The sequence below is a fragment of the Colwellia sp. 20A7 genome (assembly GCF_009832865.1).
Classification (GTDB): domain Bacteria; phylum Pseudomonadota; class Gammaproteobacteria; order Enterobacterales; family Alteromonadaceae; genus Colwellia.
On the sequence record NZ_CP047130.1, the window covers coordinates 664,472 to 684,132 of the forward strand.

The window sequence follows — 19,661 nt, forward strand, 5'->3', positions numbered from 1 at the left end:
CATATTTTTTTTTGAGAGTGTATCTTTTTTAAATTGCTGTTTTGCTAATTTATGTGTCAAAAGACTACCACAAGGTGCCTCTGTTATTATGATATCAAACTCTATCAACTGCATATTTATCAATACTGGATAAGATCATAAACTCTACATCACAAGCAATTTTTCGTGTTCCTGCTTGATCCGTAAAGTAAAGCCGACCTGTACTACATTAAGTGACTAACAGCGATGTTATGGTGATTATAAAACGACTTAAATTCAGATTACAAATGCCACTATTACTGCTGTTACCCCTAAAACACTATATTCAGGCATACCGCTAGGTAGTTTAGACATAAGTAAGAAACAAACAAAAGCTATAGCAAATAATATAGCGCTGCCAATAAATACCCCGATTAATTCATGTCCCATAATTAACCCCACAATAGCCAAAGGAATACTAAACAATAATGCTGAAAAGTAAGGTTCTTTTTTCACTAAATATAATTTATATGAGAGAGCTAACATTAATAGTTTGATAATAAAAAAGAGCATGGATGTACCTTATAATAAATAATGATGATAGAAAGCCAAACCAATAACTATATCAGTAAATTATTGGCTAAGAGTGCTTGTTAAAAATAATCAATGTCGGCGTTGCTCTCAATCTTAATAGTCAGCTATTACTCAATTGATCGTCATGCCCTGATTTATTTTCCTATACATAATAAGAACGTCAACTGAATGAAAATATTATGGAAGTTAATGAACCTTGCTTAAAGTAAGCGAAACAGAAGAAGATAACAATTATTACTTGGTACAACAAGTGACGTGCAACTAGATAATTTTTTTGCTGTAGAGTCTTTTTTGAAAAAAAAGCCCCTTAATCATTATAATTAAGGGGCTTTGTTAGTTTTACTTAGTTGGTTTAGTTGTCACCGACTTTTTATTAACCGTTACTAACATCTTCAAACTCAGCATCAATGATGTCTTCATTTTTAGCGCTGTCATTAGCCGCAGCTTCTTGATACTGCTCGCCTTGTGGTTGCGACTGTTGTTGCGTTTGTGCTGCTTGCATCATATTACTGTAAGCGTCTTGTAATGCTTTTTGGCGCATTTCAATCGCTGCTTTATCATTACCATTAACTGACATTTTCAATTGTTCAATTAATGATTTAAGCTCAGCCTGTTGCTCTTGTGCCAACGATGTCATTGACGTTTCTACCGTATGAATCAATTGATCGGCTTGGTTACGTTGCTCAACTAGTTCGCGCTTTTGCTTATCTTCCGTTGCGTGTTGCTCAGCATCGTCAACCATGCGGTTAATTTCATCTTCCGTTAAACCACTTGATGCGGTAATTTTAATGCTTTGCTCTTTCCCTGTTGCTCTGTCTTTAGCAGACACATTTAAAATACCATCAGCATCAATATCAAATGTTACTTCAACTTGTACCGAACCGCGTGGACCTTGAGCTATATCGCTTAAGTTAAATTGTCCTAGCGACTTATTATCTGTCGCCATTTCACGCTGTCCTTGTAATACATGTACCGTTACCGCAGCTTGGTTGTCTTCAGCAGTAGAAAATGTTTCAGAAGCCCGTGTTGGTATCGTGGTGTTTTTATCAATGAGTTTAGTCATTACACCACCCAAGGTTTCTATACCTAGTGATAATGGCGTTACATCCAGTAATAACACATCACCCACTGTTCCAGATAACACTCCGCCTTGAATTGCTGCACCCATGGCAACTGCTTCATCCGGGTTTACATCTTTACGTGGTTCTCTACCAAAGAAAGCTTGAACGGCTTCCTGTACTTTTGGCATACGTGTTTGACCACCAACCAATATAACTTCACTAATATCAGCTTTACTTACACCGGCATCTTTCAATGCTTGCTCACATGGAGCAATGGTACTTTTTACCAAATCATCCACTAATGACTCTAGTTTGGCACGAGTAACTTGCACATTTAAATGTTTAGGGCCACTAGCATCAGCAGTGACATAAGGTAAGTTTACGTCGGTTTTTAATGCAGACGACAACTCTATTTTCGCTTTTTCAGCTGCTTCTTTAATACGTTGTAACGCTAAAGAGTCATTATGAATATCAATGCCAGTGTCTTTTTTGAATTCATCAGCAAGATAATTAATTAGGCGTAAATCAAAATCTTCACCACCTAAAAAGGTATTACCATTGGTTGCTAACACTTCAAATTGTTTCTCGCCATCCACATTGCTTATTTCAATGATTGAAATATCAAAAGTACCACCACCTAAATCGTAAACCACGATGTTTTGATCGGTTTTACTTTTTTTATCCACACCATAAGCTAAGGCCGCTGCTGTCGGTTCATTAATAATACGTTTAACGTCAAGTCCTGCAATTTTACCCGCGTCTTTTGTCGCTTGGCGTTGCGAGTCATTAAAGTAGGCCGGTACAGTAATAACTGCTTCAGTGACTGTTTCACCTAAATAAGCTTCAGCATCTTTTTTCAATTTACGTAAAAGTTGAGCAGAGACTTCTTGTGGCGACATAGATTTACCATTTACTTCAACCCAGGCATCACCGTTATCTGCTTTTACAATTTTATAAGGTGCTAGCTTAATATCTTTTTGCACTTCTTTGTCATCAAATTTACGACCAATTAATCGCTTAATAGCAAATAATGTGTTCTCAGAGTTTGTCACTGATTGTCTTTTTGCTGGTTGGCCTGCTAATGTTTCATTGTTTGCATACGCTACAATTGAGGGTGTAGTTCGACTACCTTCTGCATTTTCAATAATTTTGGCAACACCACCTTCCATAACTGATACACATGAGTTTGTTGTACCTAAATCTATACCTATAATCTTAGTCATAATAACCACCTATATTTAAAAAGGGTTTAATCAAAAAGGTCTTATGCTTTATGGTATGTCCAGTTAGCAGTTAGACCACTTAAACAACCTTGGCTGTTTGTTAGTGGAGCTATAATACGCAACTGAGGTAAATGCTACTGTCACAAAAGTGACAGTAGTGATGATTTTTATGAAGAGTCATGAAAAGTGAATATTTAGATGTATCAGAATAATACAAGTTGTAGTTTTAAGCTGACACAGAATTTTGAACGCTCTCATTTATTATCACTCACTCTCTGAGTTTATTTCACCTGATGTGAATGCTATTTTCTTAAATAACTCTAATCTTTTAATGCCTTTTACCATAGTGCTGATAGGATCATTATTTTTTATCTGTGTATTATACCAAGCCTTAGCTTGAACCGTATGATTAGGAACACAAGAAACAGCCAATTGTAGTTGTTCAGGAGTAATGGACGAGGTATGTTTTATATTCGGTATTATATAATTGAAGCAATTTTGAAAACCACCCAAAAAGTTATCTTGATTTCTTTGATGCCGTTCAGCTGTATCTGATAACACTATAGCATGAATTAAACTGTATTCAGAAAGAAGCCCTTCATCCTCTATTTTAATTCTATAATCATCCATCCATTCGTGAGCTTACGGCAGCGTAGCGTGACATCACGATTTTTTCAGGTACAGCTTGACCTAGGCGGTAAAGCCTAAATCATCGTGTTTGGTTTTTTTAGGTGATTGAATTTTTAGCGAGATAATTCCAGGGTAAATAATCTTCAGGGGTCTTTTTTACCTGCTCTTTTTCTCGTTGTAAGGTGGTGAAGTAGTCAAAGACATTAATACCCGCCTCACTTGCCGTCGCGATGACCGAGGTAATGACATCCCCAATCGTTGCCCCCAGTAAGGTTTTGTGGAACATCGCGTTTTTTCTGTCTCTCACCACAATTTTGAGCATCGCTTCAATACGATTATTGTCGATTTTTACTCCTTCAGTGCTGCAAAAGTAACTCAGTCCGACATAATGTTTGATAAAGTAGCGAATAGCTTTGCCTAGGCCACTGTTTTCTTCAACGGTTTCATTGGCTAAATGCGTTTCTCCCCACAATTTTATGGCTTCCATGATGGGCGCTGAATGCGTTTGATGATAGGCCAGTCTTGCGCTCGGGGTTAACTTTTCTTCTTTCGTATAGTCATCATTGACCCATATTTCACCATAGCGTTTGAGGACATGCTCGACCTCAATTGGAAAGTGATTGATAACATCTACAAATTGTCGTCTTGCGTGGCTATTACACAGTGACGTTATCGCCTCACGTACCGTCGGCCGATTGCTCGCTAGCGCATCACTCATGATGAGTGGTTTGGTGCATGATTGACTGCGCTTGTGCAAAATACTGTCAATGAATTCTCCCGCGTGCCCGATGTTAGTCTCAAATAAAACAATATGACGGTTATCAGCCAGCGTTGCGATAACACCTGAGGTATAAACGCCCGTACGTGTGATGACTTTCTCACTGTTGCGTGCTTTCTTTATCACCGATTTCGCATCAAGAATACGGTTAGTTGTGTCATCTAAATAGTAGTGTTTACCATCAGCCGCTAAATTGAAGAGCAATTGGTACACGGGATAAATAGCATTACAAACAAGCTCTACTTGGTCAAAAACCGTTGACGCGGTGATTTTTACCCCCAGTAATTTTTGAATACTGCTTTGACGATAAAAAGGCAGTCCAGCAAAGTATTTATAAATCGCCATTAAAGAACGTGCTGAATAACCATATTTTTGAGTACTTAAGCCATCGGTTAAGACATCGTCCGGCAGTGGTGCGGTAAAATAAGCACCGCAGGTATTACAACGAAGACGCTCCATGACATGCTGCTCAGGTTTGAAAGGACTTTGTCCGGTGATACGTAGCAAGCTACCTGGCTCGGTTTTATAAACCTTACCGGTTAAGCACTCAACACAGGTATCGCCTTTATTTACGTCAACTAGTCCATGAACGATAATCGTGGGTTTAACCGGGGTGAAACCTTCACCATTATCGTTGCTACGCTTTTTATTTTTCTTGCCCGATGACGCTTTAGTTTGCTTAAGCACCGAGCCTAGTTTTTCAGATGATTTTTCAATACCTAACAATTTTCGCAGTTTATGCACGGTAACATCATGATTCGCTAAGCGGGTTTGCGTGGTGGCTAAGGTCAATAACGCATCAAGTAATAACTGATAATCCTCTGGGCTTAAGGCCAGATTGTTTTCTTTGGCCTCGTTCACGCGCTCTATCAGCGCTTCAAGGGCTTTGCCATCAATGTCGGTAAAAGGTTTGCTCACGGTACGTCCAGAGTTTTAGTGTTTGGTACAGGTTTATTTTGCAGGCATTATGATCCGATAAAAGTAAAAATCAAGTGTTTATCTCAATGATTTTACTCAGTAAAGAGGATCCGTTTTTTCCCATAATGGATCGTTGTCACACAATAGTTTTCGCAGTTTTTTCGCGATGATCTGTTCAATACTTTTGTTTGATGACGGCCAATTTTGAAACTTTCCTTTAGATAAACGCTTGGTCATGAGCCAAAAGCCAGTACCATCATACGATAATGCGCGCACCATGGTTTTATTGCGATTAATAAAGACAAACACAGTACCCGAACGTGGGTTGACCGATAATTTATAACGGCATGTTGCGGCTAAACCATCAATGCCCTGGCGAAAATCAGCGGGTTCAATCGCGATTAATATGTGGGTGTCAGCGGTTAAATGGATCATGATTTCATTGCCCCAATGAGCGAAATGATGATGTTAGTATCAATAACACCAGATAAAGACATTTCATTACCTTGGGCAAAGCGTAGTTCAACAGTAAAGGGCGGTTGTGTGAGTAATGGCGGTGGTGAAATAGGAAGGTGCACAAATAGCGGTGCTTTTTCAGCAGGTTCAAGCGTATTTCGCCATTGCTTGAGCTGGCCGCCACTGATCTTTAATGCTGATGTTATTTTGCTAGAAGAATAGTGATTGAGTAATGCTACGGCTTGCTCACGCAATGCGATGGGCGTTGTGACTTGACGACCACTTCTGTTGCTACGCCAGTGCTCAAAAGCAGTAACGACCGTTGTTAATTGATCTTGGTTTGGCATGATTGCATCCTAGTAATTTGGTTGCGATCATTAAAACAGATCAAAAAGGGGAAGTTGAGCTAGGCTGCCGTAAGCTCACTATTATCTGAGGGAGTTGTTTATTTGATGTATGTTAAAAAGGCTTTTTCACTTTAGCGGTGACATAAATAAAACCTGTTGCTGAAATCATTGATGCAAACACAAGCGCAATCACGGGAATATAATATGAACCCTGTACTTCCCATAGCAAACTTATCAGCCAAGGAGAGAGCGCTTGTGCAATCAGAATGGGGATTGTTAATAAACTGGAAGTATGGCCATAATATTTTATTGATGACAAATCTAATGCCGCTAGACCCTTTACAATAATCATTATACCAATGGATACACCATAAACCATTATCAATAGCGCGATTAATAATATGTCTCTAGATTGAATTAGAAATAAACTGAATACTAATGAAATATGTAACAAGGCTATAACGGCAAGTGTACTTGTTTTTAGCTCTCTCATTGCTTTCATACCCATAAGTAAACGGCCAAATATTTGCGCTGGCCCGATAAGAGAAATGAGTAAAATAACATCACCCCTATTTACTTCACGCTCTATCAGTAGGGGATAAATATGTGCTGACATCCCTGAAAAAATAAAGCCAAGCATCATAAAACTCACAGCATAAGCCGCAAATAATGGATGCGAAAGTATAACGCCACTTTTTATAGTATCGTTTTTTTCCACACTGTTTTTAGCGAGCATCGATACTTTTTTGTCTGCTAAATAAACATAATAGTAAATAGGTAAAGTCACGAATAAGTTTAATAAGGCTAATAATTTGAGTGTATTACGCCAGCCATTTTCTGTTATTAAACTGTCTAAAAGTGGAAAAAATAATGTGCTAGATAGACCCGCTATAACAGTGATAAATACGATTGACTTTTTCGCTTTTAAAACACCCTGATTACGAATTAATAATGCAAAAACAGGCTCATACAATGTGGTTGCTTGAGCAATGCCTATACCGATAAAAACCAGATACAACTCGCTTATGTTAGCAATATGCGCCCAACTAAATAGGCTAACGGCACTAACAATAGCCCCGAATGGCAGTATCCAAGCACTACCTGCCTTATCCATTTGTTTTCCAACTGGATAGGTACAGAGTGCGTATACCGCTAATCCAACACTAAATACGGCATAAAAACTCGCCTTACTGCCGTCAATATAGCCTCCCATTGCAAGCGTCATCTGGGGGAAGTTATAAAATAAGCTTCCCCAAGAACAAAGCTGAGCAAGGCTAAGTAGACATAAGAGTAGTTTTGAATTAATGCTGAACCTCACTAGTTGAGTAATAATTAAACATTAGCACAATCTTTCGATGTAGAGCATTGTTCTATTTTGTTATTGTGAACAGGTATTTCATCGTTATTTAAGAATGCGACAATAGAGTTTAATTGTGCATAACCTGTTTTCATTAAAAAGGTTGGTGCTCTACCATAGCTTTTGTGCCCAACGATAAAATAACCTGGTTCGATGTGCTTTAACTCATGGTATCCATGTTCGGGCACAGAGCCACAAGTATGCAGATGGGGGTTAATGAGATCGACTAAACCAACAGGTGCTTCCCACATTGGATCTAGCTGATATTGAAGCTCCGAAGCAAAACCTTGATCTGGTCTAAAGCCTGTAGAAACAATAATACGATCAACATTAATAATATCGAGATTGCCTTCTGTCAAAATTGAAACATTTAAACCATTTTCGGTTTGCTCTATGGCGCTAACAGAACTTGGAGCAAAAACCGTTGTACTTGATTTCGAAATAACATCAGGTAATGCAGTATTCAAGGCATGACGAGCAGGTAGGGGATCGTTGCTATTCGCATTTAAGTTATCTAGTATTTTTCCTCTGCGCATGAGCCAAAAAGTAGCGCCTTTTGAGTCGACGTTATTTAGTTCGTCTAATCCGAAAATGGATGCCATGGCGGAATGTCCGCTACCGACAACCAATACTTTTTTTCCTAAATATTTTTCTCTATCTGAGCCCAAAACATCAGGAATACCATAAGTGATCACATCACTATTTTCACTTTCTCCCGTAACTGGGAAGCCGTCTACTCCCATTGGATTAGGAGAGTTCCAGACACCACTTGCATCGATTATTGAGCGTGCTATTAAAGTCTGTTCATTCTTAGCAATGGTGTCATACCAAGTTACTTGAAAGGGCGTTTCACTACGGCCAGCTATACTGGTTTTATCTAATCCTAATCTCACGACTCGGGTAACTTCAGCACCTAAATGGGTATGGGGCTTAATTTCAGGTAATTCAGATAAAGGTAATAGATAACGGTTTCGTATCTCTTGACCCGTTGCTATGCCAGCTGGATCTGGGGCGATCCATTCCTGTTTTGATAACAATACTTTGGCATCGAGATCGATATTCATCTCCCACGGAGTGAATACACTAACATGTCCCCAATCGTTTAACGAAGCAGCAACGTCTAATGATTTATCTAATAGAACAAAAGGAATGTTTTTAATTGCTAGCTTCGCTGCCATTGCAAGCCCTATGGGACCAGCACCAATAATAGCAATGGGTAATTGATTCAACTTTAACTTCATATTCTCACCTAATTGATAAATAGATTTTAGTTAATTAACACCTTCAACAATAGATATTTACTTAATATCGGCAGATCATTTGTTAATTTAGGATTGTTCTTTATACCTATAATTAAATGTAATTTTATCGTTCAAATTACTATAGGTTATACAGTAACATATAGCGAAGAGTTACATATAATAAGATTGAATGCAATGAATTATTTAAATAACAAAATTAAAATAATACCAGTTGCATTAATTAAGTGAGCTACTTTATACGCAGGAAGAATGGCCAAATACAAGGCATTTATTTTAATAACTAGTTGTTCTAATTATAAAATAAATAACGCAGTCGTTGGTTTTTTTAACCAGTAGAAGTGATCACATCGTTAGTGAGATTGGTATAAGTTGTGCCTGTGGTAAAAAGGTAGCTTAACTAGGGTGTCTGAATTTACTTGACCAGGTCACATTGGAATTTAGATAAAATGTACCGACAGAAAACGAATTAGCAAAGTTACGGCTCGTGGAGAGGTTAGCTATATGTTTTTATATTCTATCGGTGCTTTTGAATTTGGTGGATATGTTTATGGCTTAAATGAATGTAAACGAATAAAAATGTTGAAAATAATAATAAAGCTAAAAATAATTATGTTGTTTCTTCTACCACTTCTCTAACTCGGTCTCCCACTTCCTGCCAAGCAGCAGCGGCCTGACTAAATGCATTTTTCCCTTTTTCTGTAACGAGGTAAAGTTTTCGCTGTCGTCCATTGACCACTTCCACTCTTGATGTAACATATCCACCTTGCTCAAATTCTTTAAGCACTGGATAAATAGCGCCTTGAGTCGGAGAACAAGTACCTTTTGTACATGTCTCAACTTGTTTCGCTATTTCATAACCGTGAAGCTCATCTCTTTGTAATACACAAAGTACAAAAAATTTGGACAAGCTCATTTTAATTATCCCGTTCCAATACTCTAAGCTTTCATAATCAGGGATAGCTCTTTGGTTAGGTTTATTTTCGTTGGCTAAGGGCATTTATTTTTCCAATACATCAGTGCGAAATAAGAGACTACCACAAAATTTATGTAAATTGTGGTGATACAGTTATTTTATCCCCTGTGAAGAATAGATGAGGTTTATATGATGAATCATTTTTAGATATTTATTAACGGTTAGTTTAGACATCTTTTGGTGGAAGAAAGTAGACTAGGTTTATTGTTTAAAGTTTTTTTAATTGCGAATCGTTTGAATAAAAAATAAAGAGCAGTCGCGTCAGGTATACCATTTTTTTAATAAAATGAATGAAAGGGTCGGTGATATATAGGCATCATTCTCAAATGCCATTGTTCCCATTAAGCTCATAACTGCCACTGAAATGATTATGGGTAACCTAATAAGTAATTTAAGTGTACCTGACCCCATTTAACATGACCCCATTTAACATGACCCCATTTAATAAAAGACTATGGTTAATTAAGTCCATAATTTTTTGTTTTTAAGGTCATATTCTTCCTTTTTTCTTTCTTTATAATAGAACCATCAAAGTTAAACAAATAGAGAATTTATATGAAAGCTATTGGATATCAAAACAACTTACCAATCGAAAATGTACAAGCATTACAAGATATTGAACTTCAACAACCGATTGCGCAAGGCCATGATATTTTAGTGGAAGTAAAAGCGATATCGGTTAACCCTGCTGACTATAAAGTAAGATTAGGTATGCCTATACCTGATGGTGAATGGAAAGTTATTGGTTGGGATGCAGCGGGTGTTGTTAAATCAGTAGGTGATGACGTTACCTTGTTTCAACCAGGTGATCAGGTTTTTTATGCTGGCGATATAACACGTTCAGGCAGTAATGCTGAAATGCAATTAGTTGATGAGCGTATTGTCGGGAAAATGCCACAGTCCTTGTCTTATGGTGAAGCCGCTGCGCTGCCGCTAACTTCATTAACTGCTTGGGAGATGCTTTTCGACCGATTAGACGTTTCAAAACAAGATAAAGAAAAAAGCATACTGGTTATTGGTGCTGCAGGTGGTGTTGGCTCTATTATGGTACAACTGCTTAAAAAGCTAACTAATTTAACCATTATCGCATCTGCTTCTCGACCAGAGACTACAGCATGGTTAAAAGAACTTGGTGTTGATCATGTTATTAATCACAGAAACAAGCTAAGCGATGAATTCACTGAGCAAAACTTATCTTTAGTTGATTATGTTGTGGGTTTAAATAATACCGAATCACATTTAGTCGAAATTGAGAAGGTTGTTAAACCGCAAGGAAAATTCGGCCTAATTGATGACCCTGAAGCGCTCGACATAGTGCCATTTAAAACAAAAGCAGTCTCTGTGCATTGGGAGTTAATGTTTACTCGGTCACTTTTCCAAACACCTGATATGCAGTCTCAACATGACATTCTTAATGAAATTTCAACCTTAATTGATAACGGTTTAGTTAAAACGACGGTTGGTGAAAACTTAGGTCAAATTAATGCGCAAAACTTACGTAAAGCACATCAGTTTTTAGAAACGGGTAAAGCCAAAGGTAAAATTGTTTTAGAAGGCTTTTAAACAGCAATAATTGCTACCTATTATTTTAAAATAACGACAATTATAGAGATTTGAATATGAATAACGACATCACTTATTACGCGAAGAAAAGACAATCAGCTAAAGCTTACGATTCAAGTAAAAAAATATCAGCTGAAAATATTGAAAAAATTAAAGCGTTATTACGTTACAGCCCATCAAGTGTTAATGCGCAACCTTGGCACTTTGTCATAGCTTCTACTGAAGAAGGTAAAAACAGAGTAACGAAAGGCACGGATGACTTTTACCCCTTTAATAGCAAATCTATTCGTGATGCTTCACATGTCATTGTATTTGCGAGTAAGTTAGAAGCCACAGAAGAACATTTGCAAAGCATTTTAACTCAAGAAGAAAAAGATGGACGTTTTGATGCTGACCCTGAAGCTTTTAAAGCAAGAATGTACGACGGTCGTAAAATGTTTATCAACTTACATAAAGAAGAGTTTAAAGATGTCCAACACTGGATGGACAAGCAAGTTTACTTAAACTTAGGTCAATTTTTATTGGGTGTCTCTACTTTAGGGATTGACGCTACTCCGATGGAAGGTGTTGATAGAAATGCATTAGATAAAGAATTTGGTTTACGTGAAAAAGGGTTTTCTAGCTTATTTGTAGTAACACTCGGTTACAGTGATGCAGAAAATGATTTTAATGCCTTACTACCAAAATCGCGCTTACCTTACTCAGCTATATTAACGGAAGTGTAGATCGAGCATAGCTTTATCAGAAAGCTTGTGCAGTATTACTAAGAGAAAAACAAAATAAAAATTAGGGCGAAACTAAGAGGATTTTTTAGATGATTACTCAAATAGTAAAATTTGATATTAAGTTAGATAAAGTAGAGGCTTTTAAAGCGGCACTTATTGCAGACAAACTTGGTGCTAAAAGTGAGAATGGATGCCTTGAGTTACGTTTATTTCAAGATAAGAAACAGCCGAATATTATTTTTGCCTATGAACGGTTTAACAATAATGAAGCCTTGACACATCATGCTTCTCAGCCTTATACGGCGGTTGTATTTGATTTACTTAAAACGTCTGCTCAAGCTGCGCTAATCATCATGAAGCTAAATGATACAACGCCGAGCCCTTTACATGAGAACAACCCAAAACAGCCTCATAAAGAAGATGATGTTTTTATCATCTTCTTTATTTTCAAGATAAAAGCAGGGTATCGTGAAAAAATATTAAATCAATTTGGTACACATGTGAAAAGCACGCGTGCGGAAGAAGCCGGTAATATTATTTTCGATTTGTATACGGTTGAAGGGCAAGAAGATACATTTGCAGTATATGAGCACTGGCGAACAGAGTCAGATGTTTGGGATATTCACTTCAACCAGCCTTACGCAGTAGAAACAGGAAAACTCATGAATGAAGCGGTTGTGGGTGAGTTAGAGCAATATATGAATTTTGTAACTGAATTTTAATCTTTGTTTAACGTTGGTTAAATAATTTTATTACTAGGCATAGGTATAGACATAGCCAGAGAGCCTGTAACCTCAACTATTTATTAACATTATATAGCTGTTTATAGTTTGGTACGTGACTCTCCCAAAATGGCGGCTCGCCAATATTAGTTTGTAATAGGTTAATAAATTCAGTAATTAATGGTGTTTGGTTTCTATGTGGGTAAACCGCATAGATGCCAGTATCCATCATCGATATTTTATGATCGGTTAATAAAGGTACTAATTTTGATTCATTTATTGGTTGTTCCAAATTAAATAAATCAACCATGGTGTAGCCAATTCCGTCTTTAACAGCGCCAACCATTGATTTAACATCACTGACTTTATAATTACCTTTCATTCTATAAATGTTAAATTTATCGCTAGTCGGTGATTCACTTAGCTGCATTTGATCTAACGTTACATCACCGTTACTGTATATAACTGCTGGTAATGCGATGAGTTCTTCTGGTGTTTTAGGCAGTCCATGTCGCTTTATGAATTCTTCAGAAGCAATAATGACGAAATTTGTTTTCGCTATTTTTTTTGCAATAAGGTTTGATTCGGCAAGCTTTCCAATGCGAAAGGCTAAATCAAAATGGTCGGCAATAATGTCACTTTTTTTATCGTCTAATGAAAGTGTTATTTTTACATCCGGAAACTTTTTGAGGTAACGGGAAATCGCAGGCTGTAAATATGTTTGGCCGAAGGCAATAGAAGACGTGATTCGAATATGACCTTTAGGTGTTTTATGGTACGAATCAGCAATATTTTTAATTTGATCCAATGTTCCAATCAATAATTGCGCCTGTGTAAGTATTTCCTCTCCTACGGGGGTTAAAGAAAATGAACGAGTAGAGCGATTTAATAATTGAATACCTAAACTGGTTTCAAGTTTCTTAATTTGTTTTGATAAATATGAATTATCCATATCTTGAAGTGCAGCAGCTTTGGCAAAAGATCCCTGCTGAACAACATCGAGAAATAATGATAATTGATTTGTGATAGACATACAGCTCTTATTCTTCAACCCAAATATATAAATGATATAGTAACTGAAGTAATTATTTTTTAAACATTTTAATATCGGCTTGATAGTAATTTATTGCGATACAGTTCATTATTTTATGAAAACTAAATAGTATGGGAATGGATGTCCAAGTTGATAACTTCCTTTATAGTGTAGGTAACATTTATAGTTGCAGTTTAAAGTGTAAAAAATATAAGCTGTTAAACACCAAGGGTTGGTATGAACTTTGAAACACCTGACGACTTTATTGCTCGTATTGAAAAAGATCAGCAAGTTAACACATTTTTTTTAACTCAAAATTTAGGAGCAGAAGTACACTGGTTTTTTCATGAAGCATTGAAAGCGCTAAAATCAGAATTGTACTTATCAGCCTGCTCGAGTTTTGTTATTGGAATTGAGGCATCGATTAGATTTACACAAGCGCAATTAGAGTCTAACGAGATAGTAAATAAACTAGATCCTATAAAAACATTAAGTAATCGACTTTTAAAGGTCGCCAAAGAAAATGGTTTACCTATTGAAAAGTTAGCTTTTCCATCAGAAACTGATTTTAATGGAAAGCTTCTATCTACAAAACCAGATTTAGTAAATGTTGAAATAGTACGTTTAAGGCATCATTTATGCCATGGTAATATTTTAGAGTTTAGAAATTCGGAGCTTGGAGATAGTGATATACTCTTTACTCCTGAATGCGTTCGTGATTTAGCTTATGATCTTTATCAATTATCAAAAAACTGGGTTAGCGCACTTGCAGAATTTCGTTCACAGAAATTTGGTATATCCCCGTATATATTGAAGATGCAAGTTGTAAAAAGTCAGAGTGATCTACCCCCCGCTTTAACGAACACCAAACCTGAATCGGATTAATTACTATTATGCCAAAAGAATTATCTCATTTACCACAAAAAGCCAGCCCCGTATTAGTCAAGCAGGCGAATATTTTTGCCGATTTACCGGCGAAGTTAATTGAAGATTTTCAACAAGAATTTCAGCTTAACGAATGGTACAAGGGCGATTACATTAATTCAGATATTCTATCAAAGCGTTTTTTTGTGGTGATTGACGGACAGTTAGAAATAAAAAAAAGTAATCCTGAAACGGGCAGGGAAGCGACGTTAGATATGCTTTATGCAGGCGATTGTTTTGATTTAATGGTGTTATTTGACGACCAACCGCACAATGTGATTATTTCGCCGTTAACGACGGTAAAGTTATTGTCAGTAAAGCTTGCCACCATGCGACATTGGCTATGGACTTATCCTGAATTTAATCAACAATTCATGCCTTATTTAGCGAAAAAAATGCGTGAAAAAGAGCAGCAAGCCAGTGATTTAATTTTACATGACGTGCCAACACGGTTAAGTCGTATTATTCTAGAACACATTAATAAGATTAAATTTTATACGGGCACGAAAGCGGCTGAACATCAGCATCATTTAGTCAATGGTTTGAACGATGAAACGCTAGCGCGAATGACTGGCTCAGTCAGGCAAGTGATCAATAAACAATTACAATTGTGGAAAAAAGCCGACATTATAGATAAAAAGCGTAATCAGCTAATTATTAAAGATTTGGAAGCATTAGAAAAAGCTGCGTATGACACACAAACCTTAGCTAATGCGCCTTTAGAAAACTAATACTAATCCGTGATGTGCTTAAATAAATGGGTTAACTACTTCATCAGCTCTGTGTTATTAACCGTTAATTACTTCTTTTTTGTAATGAAAAAGCGCCTCGAATATCACCCATTTTAAAACCTGTTGCTTGATCATGTGGGTATAGTGCATTAATTTTATCAGCAACGTTGCCATTGATATTTTCACCATGACAGACTAAGCAACCACCAGCGGTTGGTATGGGTTTCATATAACGATAAACGGTTTCATCGCCGCTTTGTACCATTGCGGAATATTCCATGGTACTAACATCTTCACCCGCGGCTTTACGTTGTTCAAATTGTGCTAATACAGTTGATTCCCATTGGTCAGGTGCATTGTTAGTGTTACGAAACTTTGTTGATGTGCGACCAATAGTCCAGTTTGATAAAGCTGAATGCTTTTTAGCAATAGGCCCCGCATCGGTATTGCATACCGCTAATGCTTTTATCGGGCCTTCCGTTTTCATTGCCGTCGTTAATGTTGATTTTAAATCACTGCCAAACGCCTTTACTAATGAACGTGCTTCAAGGGCATTTTGCGAAGGCGCTGTTTTATTAGTGGCTACTGCATTGGCGCTAGCGAATAAAGGTAAGATCATTAACGTCATGACTGTGTTTGTTATTAACATTTTTATAGCGATTGATTTCATTTTTTATTCCCTATTATTTGATGTTCGTATTAAACGTATTAAAAATAACTCAATAACGTTTGATAATACGCATTGTTGCTTGCTAATTCTTGATGACTCCCTTGTGCAATAATTCTGCCTTGTTCCATCACAATAATTTTATCCATTTTTTCTAGCATCAACGGTTTATGTGTGATCACAATTAAGCTTTGTTTATGCTGGTTAACATGCGCTAAGGTATTTTCCATAACGGCTTGTTCATTCGTACGGTCTAAGCCTTTGGTTGGCTCGTCTAAAATTAATACACTGGCACTGCGAAGTAATAATTGGGCGATTTGTAAACGCTGAATTTGTCCACCTGAAAGCCCTACGCCTGTTGAGCCTAGCCAGGTTTGCAAACCATCGGGTAATTCATCAATAAAATCAATTAAGTTCACTAACTGGCAAGCTTTGCGCATTTCTTCTAATGTTGCATCAGATTTTGCTAACCGTAAATTATCTTCAATACTGGCATCGAAAATATGGCCTTGTTGACTCATTAATGCAATTTCTTGGCGCAAAGAGGTTGACTCTATCTGGCTTAAATCTGTCTCAGCTAAAGTTATTCTGCCTTGGCTTGATGGCAGTGCTAACCCTGTTGGCCAAAACCCCATCAGTAAATTAATTAACGTTGATTTACCCGCGCCACTTGCACCAATAATTGCGACTTTTTCACCGGCTTTTATCGAAAGATTAATATCCGTTAAACTGGCTGAGGTTTGTTCAGGGTAACAAAAGGTTAGGTTGTCGAAATGAATATCGCCTTGTTGGGCTTGTTCTACGCCACTATCTGCCGGTTTTTGTTTATCAATAATGGCAAATAATCGTGCCGCGCTTGCTAAGCTTTGCGGTAATAATTGCAGCGCTAACGGCATACTGCTGACGGTTTCAAAGCTGACTAATACCAGTAAAATAACAGCCACTAACGATTTACTGTCGACTTCACCCGAGGTTAAAAAGGGTAATAACAGTAATAAGCAGGCAAGGGCTGATAAATGAATAAGTAAAAAGGTGATCGCGTTTAAACGGGCATTAATGCGCATTAAACGATAACGTACAGCGTAGTATTCTTGCGTAATATTGGCAATAGAGCGCTGAAAACGAGTGCTCATTTGATAAACTAACAAGGTTTTAATTGCGCCCATGCCATTGACTAATGTTTCTGTTAAATGGCTTTCTAACTGTGATGTTTTACGGGCGTCTTTGAGTGACGCGACATAACTTATTATCGGAAAAATAAGCGCGACTATTAATAATGCCGCTAACATTAACCAAGCAATGGTAGTAGAAAAGGTAGCTAAGGTATAACAAACAATCGGTACCGATATTAAAGCAACGATAATAGGTAGCAATACCCGTAGATAAAAGTTATCTAGATTCTCGATATCTTGTTGTAACCTTGCTAGCAAATCTCCTGAACGTAAGTCCATTTGGTAATAAGGTAATAAAGGCTCAAGTTGTTGGTAAAAGTAATGGCGTAAGCTTGCTAATGCATTAAAGGTTGCTCGGTGAGTTAGCATTCGCTCTGCATATCGACCCGCAGTACGGACAATCGCTAAAAACCGAATGATTGCTGCTGGCGTAAAATAATTTACGGTAATGCCCGTTGCGCCGCCAATCGCCATGAGGGTAATAAACCAGCCTGAAACCGCCAGTAAACTAATATTCGCTAATATGGTAATGACCGACAATAACGCGCCAAGCAACATTAACGGCAGTTGTGGTTTTAAAAGGTGAAGCAAGCGCATGAATGTTTTCATGCTGGCTTGGTCAGTCGTTGCTTGTGAGACATTAGCCTTCATAAGTCACCTCTCATATGCTCAGTCTTGGTAAGCTCATCCTTGGTAAGTAATTGCTGAGCATAATAACCCTTATGTGTTAACAATTCTTGATGGGTACCAGACTCGATGATTTTTCCTTGCTCAATGACAATAATTTTTTTAGCGTCAATCACAGTATGTAAACGATGAGCAATAACAATAACAATATTATTTTCTGCGTAGGCGTTAATGGATGAAGTGATAATTCTTTCAGTTTCTTGATCAAGGTAACTCGTTGGTTCGTCGAGTATGAGTACGCTAGGTTGATGGTAAAAAACACGGGCTAAAGCTAAGCGTTGTGCTTGTCCGCCAGAAAGTCCAGCACCGGCTTCGCCAATTTTACTGTGAATACCTTGCTCAAGACTTTTTACAAAGCTTGCTAAGCCGGCTTTTTGCAGCGCATCGTTTATACGCTCTTCTTGATAATCATCCGACATGGCAATGTTAAAGGCTAATGAACCGTAAAACACTTGTACTTGTTGTGAAATCCAGCCGCAATGTTGTAACCAGCTATCACGATTCGCTGAGGTTAATAACTGGTTGTTAATAGTTACTTGGCCTGAATTAGGGGTAATAAAACCTAATACTAAATCGGTTAACGTTGATTTTCCTGCGCCACTTTCACCAATAACGGCATATAAACCTTGAGATGAAAATTCAATATCAATATTACTTAAGGTATTACTGCGCTGTGGATAAGCGAACTCGACTTGTTCAATTTTTATCGTAAAAGGGGCGGTAAAGCTGGTGCTTTCTGTTCTATCAGGCACCGGTTGGCTCAATATATCAACCAAGTCTTCAGCGGCGGTTACACCAGCCATTTTTGCATGATATTGCGTACCCAGCTGTCTAAAAGGTAAGTAAAACTCAGGGGCTAATAATAAAACCCATAAGGCAAATACATAATCTACATCGCCATAATACAAACGAAAGCCTAACACTACGGCAACTAACGCAATTGAAATTGAGGCTAAAAACTCTAAAACAAAGGAGGAAAGAAAGGCGATTTTTAAAACGCCCATGGTTTGATCGCCATAATCATCACTGATTTTTTTGACGGCGGCAATTTCTCTTTTTGATGCATTGAATATTTTTAGCTGGGTTAATCCCTGAATAATATCCAGAAAATGACTACTCATTCGTTGTAGTTTAGCCCAGTGTTTTTGGTTCAACTGTTCTGCTTTGTGACCAATAAGGATCATAAAAAACGGCACCATAGGTGCTGTTAATAATAAAATGAGTCCGGACTGCCAATCGATAGGGAATACAGCAATAAGTATTGCTAATGGAATGACGGCACAATAGGCAATAGTAGGGAGGTAGCCAGCAAAATAATCTTCTAGTGAATCTATTCCTTGGTGTAATAGATGGGCTAACTTAGCACTGCCTTTTGTTTGAGCAAAAGAAGGGCCTAATTGAAAAACACGATACAGTAATCGTGAACGAATATTTGCTTTTATATTCATAGCACTGCGGCGACTATAGCATTCGCTAAAATAACCAAGAGCAGCACGACAAAAAATAAGCACTACTAACGTAATAATTACCATGCTAAAACCAGTAAAAATGGTGCTATTAGTGGTTAGTTCATCACTTGCATCATTAAATAAACGAGTGCTTTTTTCTGTAAATATAACCCAATCAATAAGGTAAGCTAAAACGGCTGTTTGTAGGATCATTAATAGTCCATTTAATGATCCTAAAGCAATGGCGACACTCAATTTACCGTGAGCGTGCTTCTTTTGGGCTTTGAGCCATTTATTAATGTGCTTTTTTTGCTGTTTAGTTTTTTCAGTCATATTAATACTTGGCTCATTATTACTTTTATTCAAAGCAGTCTGTTAGCTTATATCACCACTTCACTTAAATATGAAGAACTCAAGTAAAGTGGATATAAG

General features: G+C 37.4%; 18 protein-coding genes. 5 read left to right on the top strand and 13 right to left on the bottom strand.

The window, feature by feature from the left end:
- Positions 1–255: 255 nt before the first annotated feature.
- The 9 genes from GQS55_RS02890 to GQS55_RS02930 all read right to left on the bottom strand — a co-directional run bounded on the left by GQS55_RS02890 (position 256) and on the right by GQS55_RS02930 (position 9,581).
- Positions 256–531: a hypothetical protein gene (locus GQS55_RS02890; RefSeq protein ID WP_159817807.1), complete on the bottom strand. Its 276-nt coding sequence runs from the start codon at positions 529–531 to the stop codon at positions 256–258.
- Between the two features lie 394 nt (positions 532–925).
- The gene (dnaK, locus tag GQS55_RS02895) at positions 926–2,836 is read right to left on the bottom strand and encodes a molecular chaperone DnaK (protein ID WP_159817809.1); all 1,911 of its coding nucleotides are present in this window, start codon (positions 2,834–2,836) and stop codon (positions 926–928) included.
- A gap of 264 nt (positions 2,837–3,100) precedes the next feature.
- Entirely contained in the window at positions 3,101–3,466 is a 366-nt protein-coding gene (locus GQS55_RS02900) for a hypothetical protein (RefSeq protein WP_159817811.1), read from the bottom strand.
- Positions 3,467–3,563: 97 nt separating this feature from the next.
- Positions 3,564–5,162 carry an IS66 family transposase gene (locus tag GQS55_RS02905; RefSeq protein ID WP_159817813.1) on the bottom strand — a complete coding sequence of 533 codons (1,599 nt, stop codon included), beginning with the start codon at positions 5,160–5,162 and terminating at the stop codon, positions 3,564–3,566.
- A gap of 96 nt (positions 5,163–5,258) precedes the next feature.
- A complete protein-coding gene (gene tnpB, locus GQS55_RS02910; protein ID WP_159817815.1) occupies positions 5,259–5,597 on the bottom strand; it encodes an IS66 family insertion sequence element accessory protein TnpB in 339 nt (112 codons plus the stop codon).
- The gene (locus GQS55_RS02915) at positions 5,594–5,965 is read right to left on the bottom strand and encodes a hypothetical protein (protein ID WP_159817817.1); all 372 of its coding nucleotides are present in this window, start codon (positions 5,963–5,965) and stop codon (positions 5,594–5,596) included. The genes tnpB and GQS55_RS02915 overlap by 4 nt, the downstream gene beginning before the upstream one ends.
- A gap of 112 nt (positions 5,966–6,077) precedes the next feature.
- Positions 6,078–7,283: an MFS transporter gene (locus GQS55_RS02920; protein ID WP_159817819.1), complete on the bottom strand. Its 1,206-nt coding sequence runs from the start codon at positions 7,281–7,283 to the stop codon at positions 6,078–6,080.
- A 14-nt stretch (positions 7,284–7,297) separates the two neighbouring features.
- The gene (locus tag GQS55_RS02925) at positions 7,298–8,563 is read right to left on the bottom strand and encodes an FAD-dependent oxidoreductase (protein WP_159817821.1); all 1,266 of its coding nucleotides are present in this window, start codon (positions 8,561–8,563) and stop codon (positions 7,298–7,300) included.
- 628 nt (positions 8,564–9,191) lie between these two features.
- Complete coding sequence (locus tag GQS55_RS02930) at positions 9,192–9,581, bottom strand: PadR family transcriptional regulator (RefSeq protein ID WP_159817823.1); 390 nt, start codon at positions 9,579–9,581, stop codon at positions 9,192–9,194.
- 531 nt (positions 9,582–10,112) lie between these two features.
- Between GQS55_RS02930 and GQS55_RS02935 the strand changes: the two genes are divergently transcribed.
- The 3 genes from GQS55_RS02935 to GQS55_RS02945 all read left to right on the top strand — a co-directional run bounded on the left by GQS55_RS02935 (position 10,113) and on the right by GQS55_RS02945 (position 12,567).
- Positions 10,113–11,120 (top strand): zinc-binding alcohol dehydrogenase family protein, encoded by a 1,008-nt coding sequence (locus tag GQS55_RS02935; protein WP_159817825.1) that lies wholly within the window; start codon positions 10,113–10,115, stop codon positions 11,118–11,120.
- A gap of 56 nt (positions 11,121–11,176) precedes the next feature.
- Positions 11,177–11,845, top strand: a complete 669-nt coding sequence (nfsB, locus tag GQS55_RS02940) for an oxygen-insensitive NAD(P)H nitroreductase (protein ID WP_159817827.1) — start codon at positions 11,177–11,179, stop codon at positions 11,843–11,845.
- An 89-nt stretch (positions 11,846–11,934) separates the two neighbouring features.
- Positions 11,935–12,567: a putative quinol monooxygenase gene (locus GQS55_RS02945; RefSeq protein WP_159817829.1), complete on the top strand. Its 633-nt coding sequence runs from the start codon at positions 11,935–11,937 to the stop codon at positions 12,565–12,567.
- 76 nt (positions 12,568–12,643) lie between these two features.
- On the opposite strand, the gene GQS55_RS02950 is transcribed toward GQS55_RS02945, so the two are convergent.
- Positions 12,644–13,600 (bottom strand): LysR family transcriptional regulator, encoded by a 957-nt coding sequence (locus tag GQS55_RS02950; RefSeq protein WP_159817831.1) that lies wholly within the window; start codon positions 13,598–13,600, stop codon positions 12,644–12,646.
- Positions 13,601–13,837: 237 nt separating this feature from the next.
- Here GQS55_RS02950 and GQS55_RS02955 point away from each other — a divergent pair, with 237 nt between their 5' ends.
- Both GQS55_RS02955 and GQS55_RS02960 read left to right on the top strand, forming a co-directional pair.
- The gene (locus GQS55_RS02955; RefSeq protein WP_201294554.1) at positions 13,838–14,485 is read left to right on the top strand and encodes a hypothetical protein; all 648 of its coding nucleotides are present in this window, start codon (positions 13,838–13,840) and stop codon (positions 14,483–14,485) included.
- An 8-nt stretch (positions 14,486–14,493) separates the two neighbouring features.
- Entirely contained in the window at positions 14,494–15,255 is a 762-nt protein-coding gene (locus tag GQS55_RS02960; protein WP_159817833.1) for a Crp/Fnr family transcriptional regulator, read from the top strand.
- A 64-nt stretch (positions 15,256–15,319) separates the two neighbouring features.
- Here GQS55_RS02960 and GQS55_RS02965 read toward each other — a convergent pair whose 3' ends face one another.
- The 3 genes from GQS55_RS02965 to cydD are packed head-to-tail and all read right to left on the bottom strand — an operon-like array spanning position 15,320 to position 19,562.
- Complete coding sequence (locus GQS55_RS02965) at positions 15,320–15,925, bottom strand: Tll0287-like domain-containing protein (RefSeq protein WP_159817835.1); 606 nt, start codon at positions 15,923–15,925, stop codon at positions 15,320–15,322.
- A 38-nt stretch (positions 15,926–15,963) separates the two neighbouring features.
- The gene (gene cydC / locus GQS55_RS02970; RefSeq protein ID WP_236559744.1) at positions 15,964–17,745 is read right to left on the bottom strand and encodes a thiol reductant ABC exporter subunit CydC; all 1,782 of its coding nucleotides are present in this window, start codon (positions 17,743–17,745) and stop codon (positions 15,964–15,966) included.
- Positions 17,742–19,562, bottom strand: coding sequence for a thiol reductant ABC exporter subunit CydD (gene cydD / locus GQS55_RS02975; RefSeq protein WP_159817838.1), 1,821 nt, complete (start codon positions 19,560–19,562; stop codon positions 17,742–17,744). The genes cydC and cydD overlap by 4 nt, the downstream gene beginning before the upstream one ends.
- Positions 19,563–19,661 lie beyond the last annotated feature (99 nt).

What these genes read in the sequence shown, in the direction of transcription:
- GQS55_RS02890 (WP_159817807.1), bottom strand. Translation starts at nt 531, where the DNA reads ATGCTCTTTTTTATTATCAAACTATTAATGTTAGCTCTCTCATATAAA.
- dnaK (WP_159817809.1), bottom strand. Translation starts at nt 2,836, where the DNA reads ATGACTAAGATTATAGGTATAGATTTAGGTACAACAAACTCATGTGTA.
- GQS55_RS02900 (WP_159817811.1), bottom strand. Translation starts at nt 3,466, where the DNA reads ATGGATGATTATAGAATTAAAATAGAGGATGAAGGGCTTCTTTCTGAA.
- tnpB (WP_159817815.1), bottom strand. Translation starts at nt 5,597, where the DNA reads ATGATCCATTTAACCGCTGACACCCACATATTAATCGCGATTGAACCC.
- GQS55_RS02915 (WP_159817817.1), bottom strand. Translation starts at nt 5,965, where the DNA reads ATGCCAAACCAAGATCAATTAACAACGGTCGTTACTGCTTTTGAGCAC.
- GQS55_RS02925 (WP_159817821.1), bottom strand. Translation starts at nt 8,563, where the DNA reads ATGAAGTTAAAGTTGAATCAATTACCCATTGCTATTATTGGTGCTGGT.
- GQS55_RS02930 (WP_159817823.1), bottom strand. Translation starts at nt 9,581, where the DNA reads ATGCCCTTAGCCAACGAAAATAAACCTAACCAAAGAGCTATCCCTGAT.
- GQS55_RS02935 (WP_159817825.1), top strand. Translation starts at nt 10,113, where the DNA reads ATGAAAGCTATTGGATATCAAAACAACTTACCAATCGAAAATGTACAA.
- nfsB (WP_159817827.1), top strand. Translation starts at nt 11,177, where the DNA reads ATGAATAACGACATCACTTATTACGCGAAGAAAAGACAATCAGCTAAA.
- GQS55_RS02945 (WP_159817829.1), top strand. Translation starts at nt 11,935, where the DNA reads ATGATTACTCAAATAGTAAAATTTGATATTAAGTTAGATAAAGTAGAG.
- GQS55_RS02950 (WP_159817831.1), bottom strand. Translation starts at nt 13,600, where the DNA reads ATGTCTATCACAAATCAATTATCATTATTTCTCGATGTTGTTCAGCAG.
- GQS55_RS02955 (WP_201294554.1), top strand. Translation starts at nt 13,838, where the DNA reads ATGAACTTTGAAACACCTGACGACTTTATTGCTCGTATTGAAAAAGAT.
- GQS55_RS02960 (WP_159817833.1), top strand. Translation starts at nt 14,494, where the DNA reads ATGCCAAAAGAATTATCTCATTTACCACAAAAAGCCAGCCCCGTATTA.
- GQS55_RS02965 (WP_159817835.1), bottom strand. Translation starts at nt 15,925, where the DNA reads ATGAAATCAATCGCTATAAAAATGTTAATAACAAACACAGTCATGACG.
- cydC (WP_236559744.1), bottom strand. Translation starts at nt 17,745, where the DNA reads ATGAAGGCTAATGTCTCACAAGCAACGACTGACCAAGCCAGCATGAAA.
- cydD (WP_159817838.1), bottom strand. Translation starts at nt 19,562, where the DNA reads ATGACTGAAAAAACTAAACAGCAAAAAAAGCACATTAATAAATGGCTC.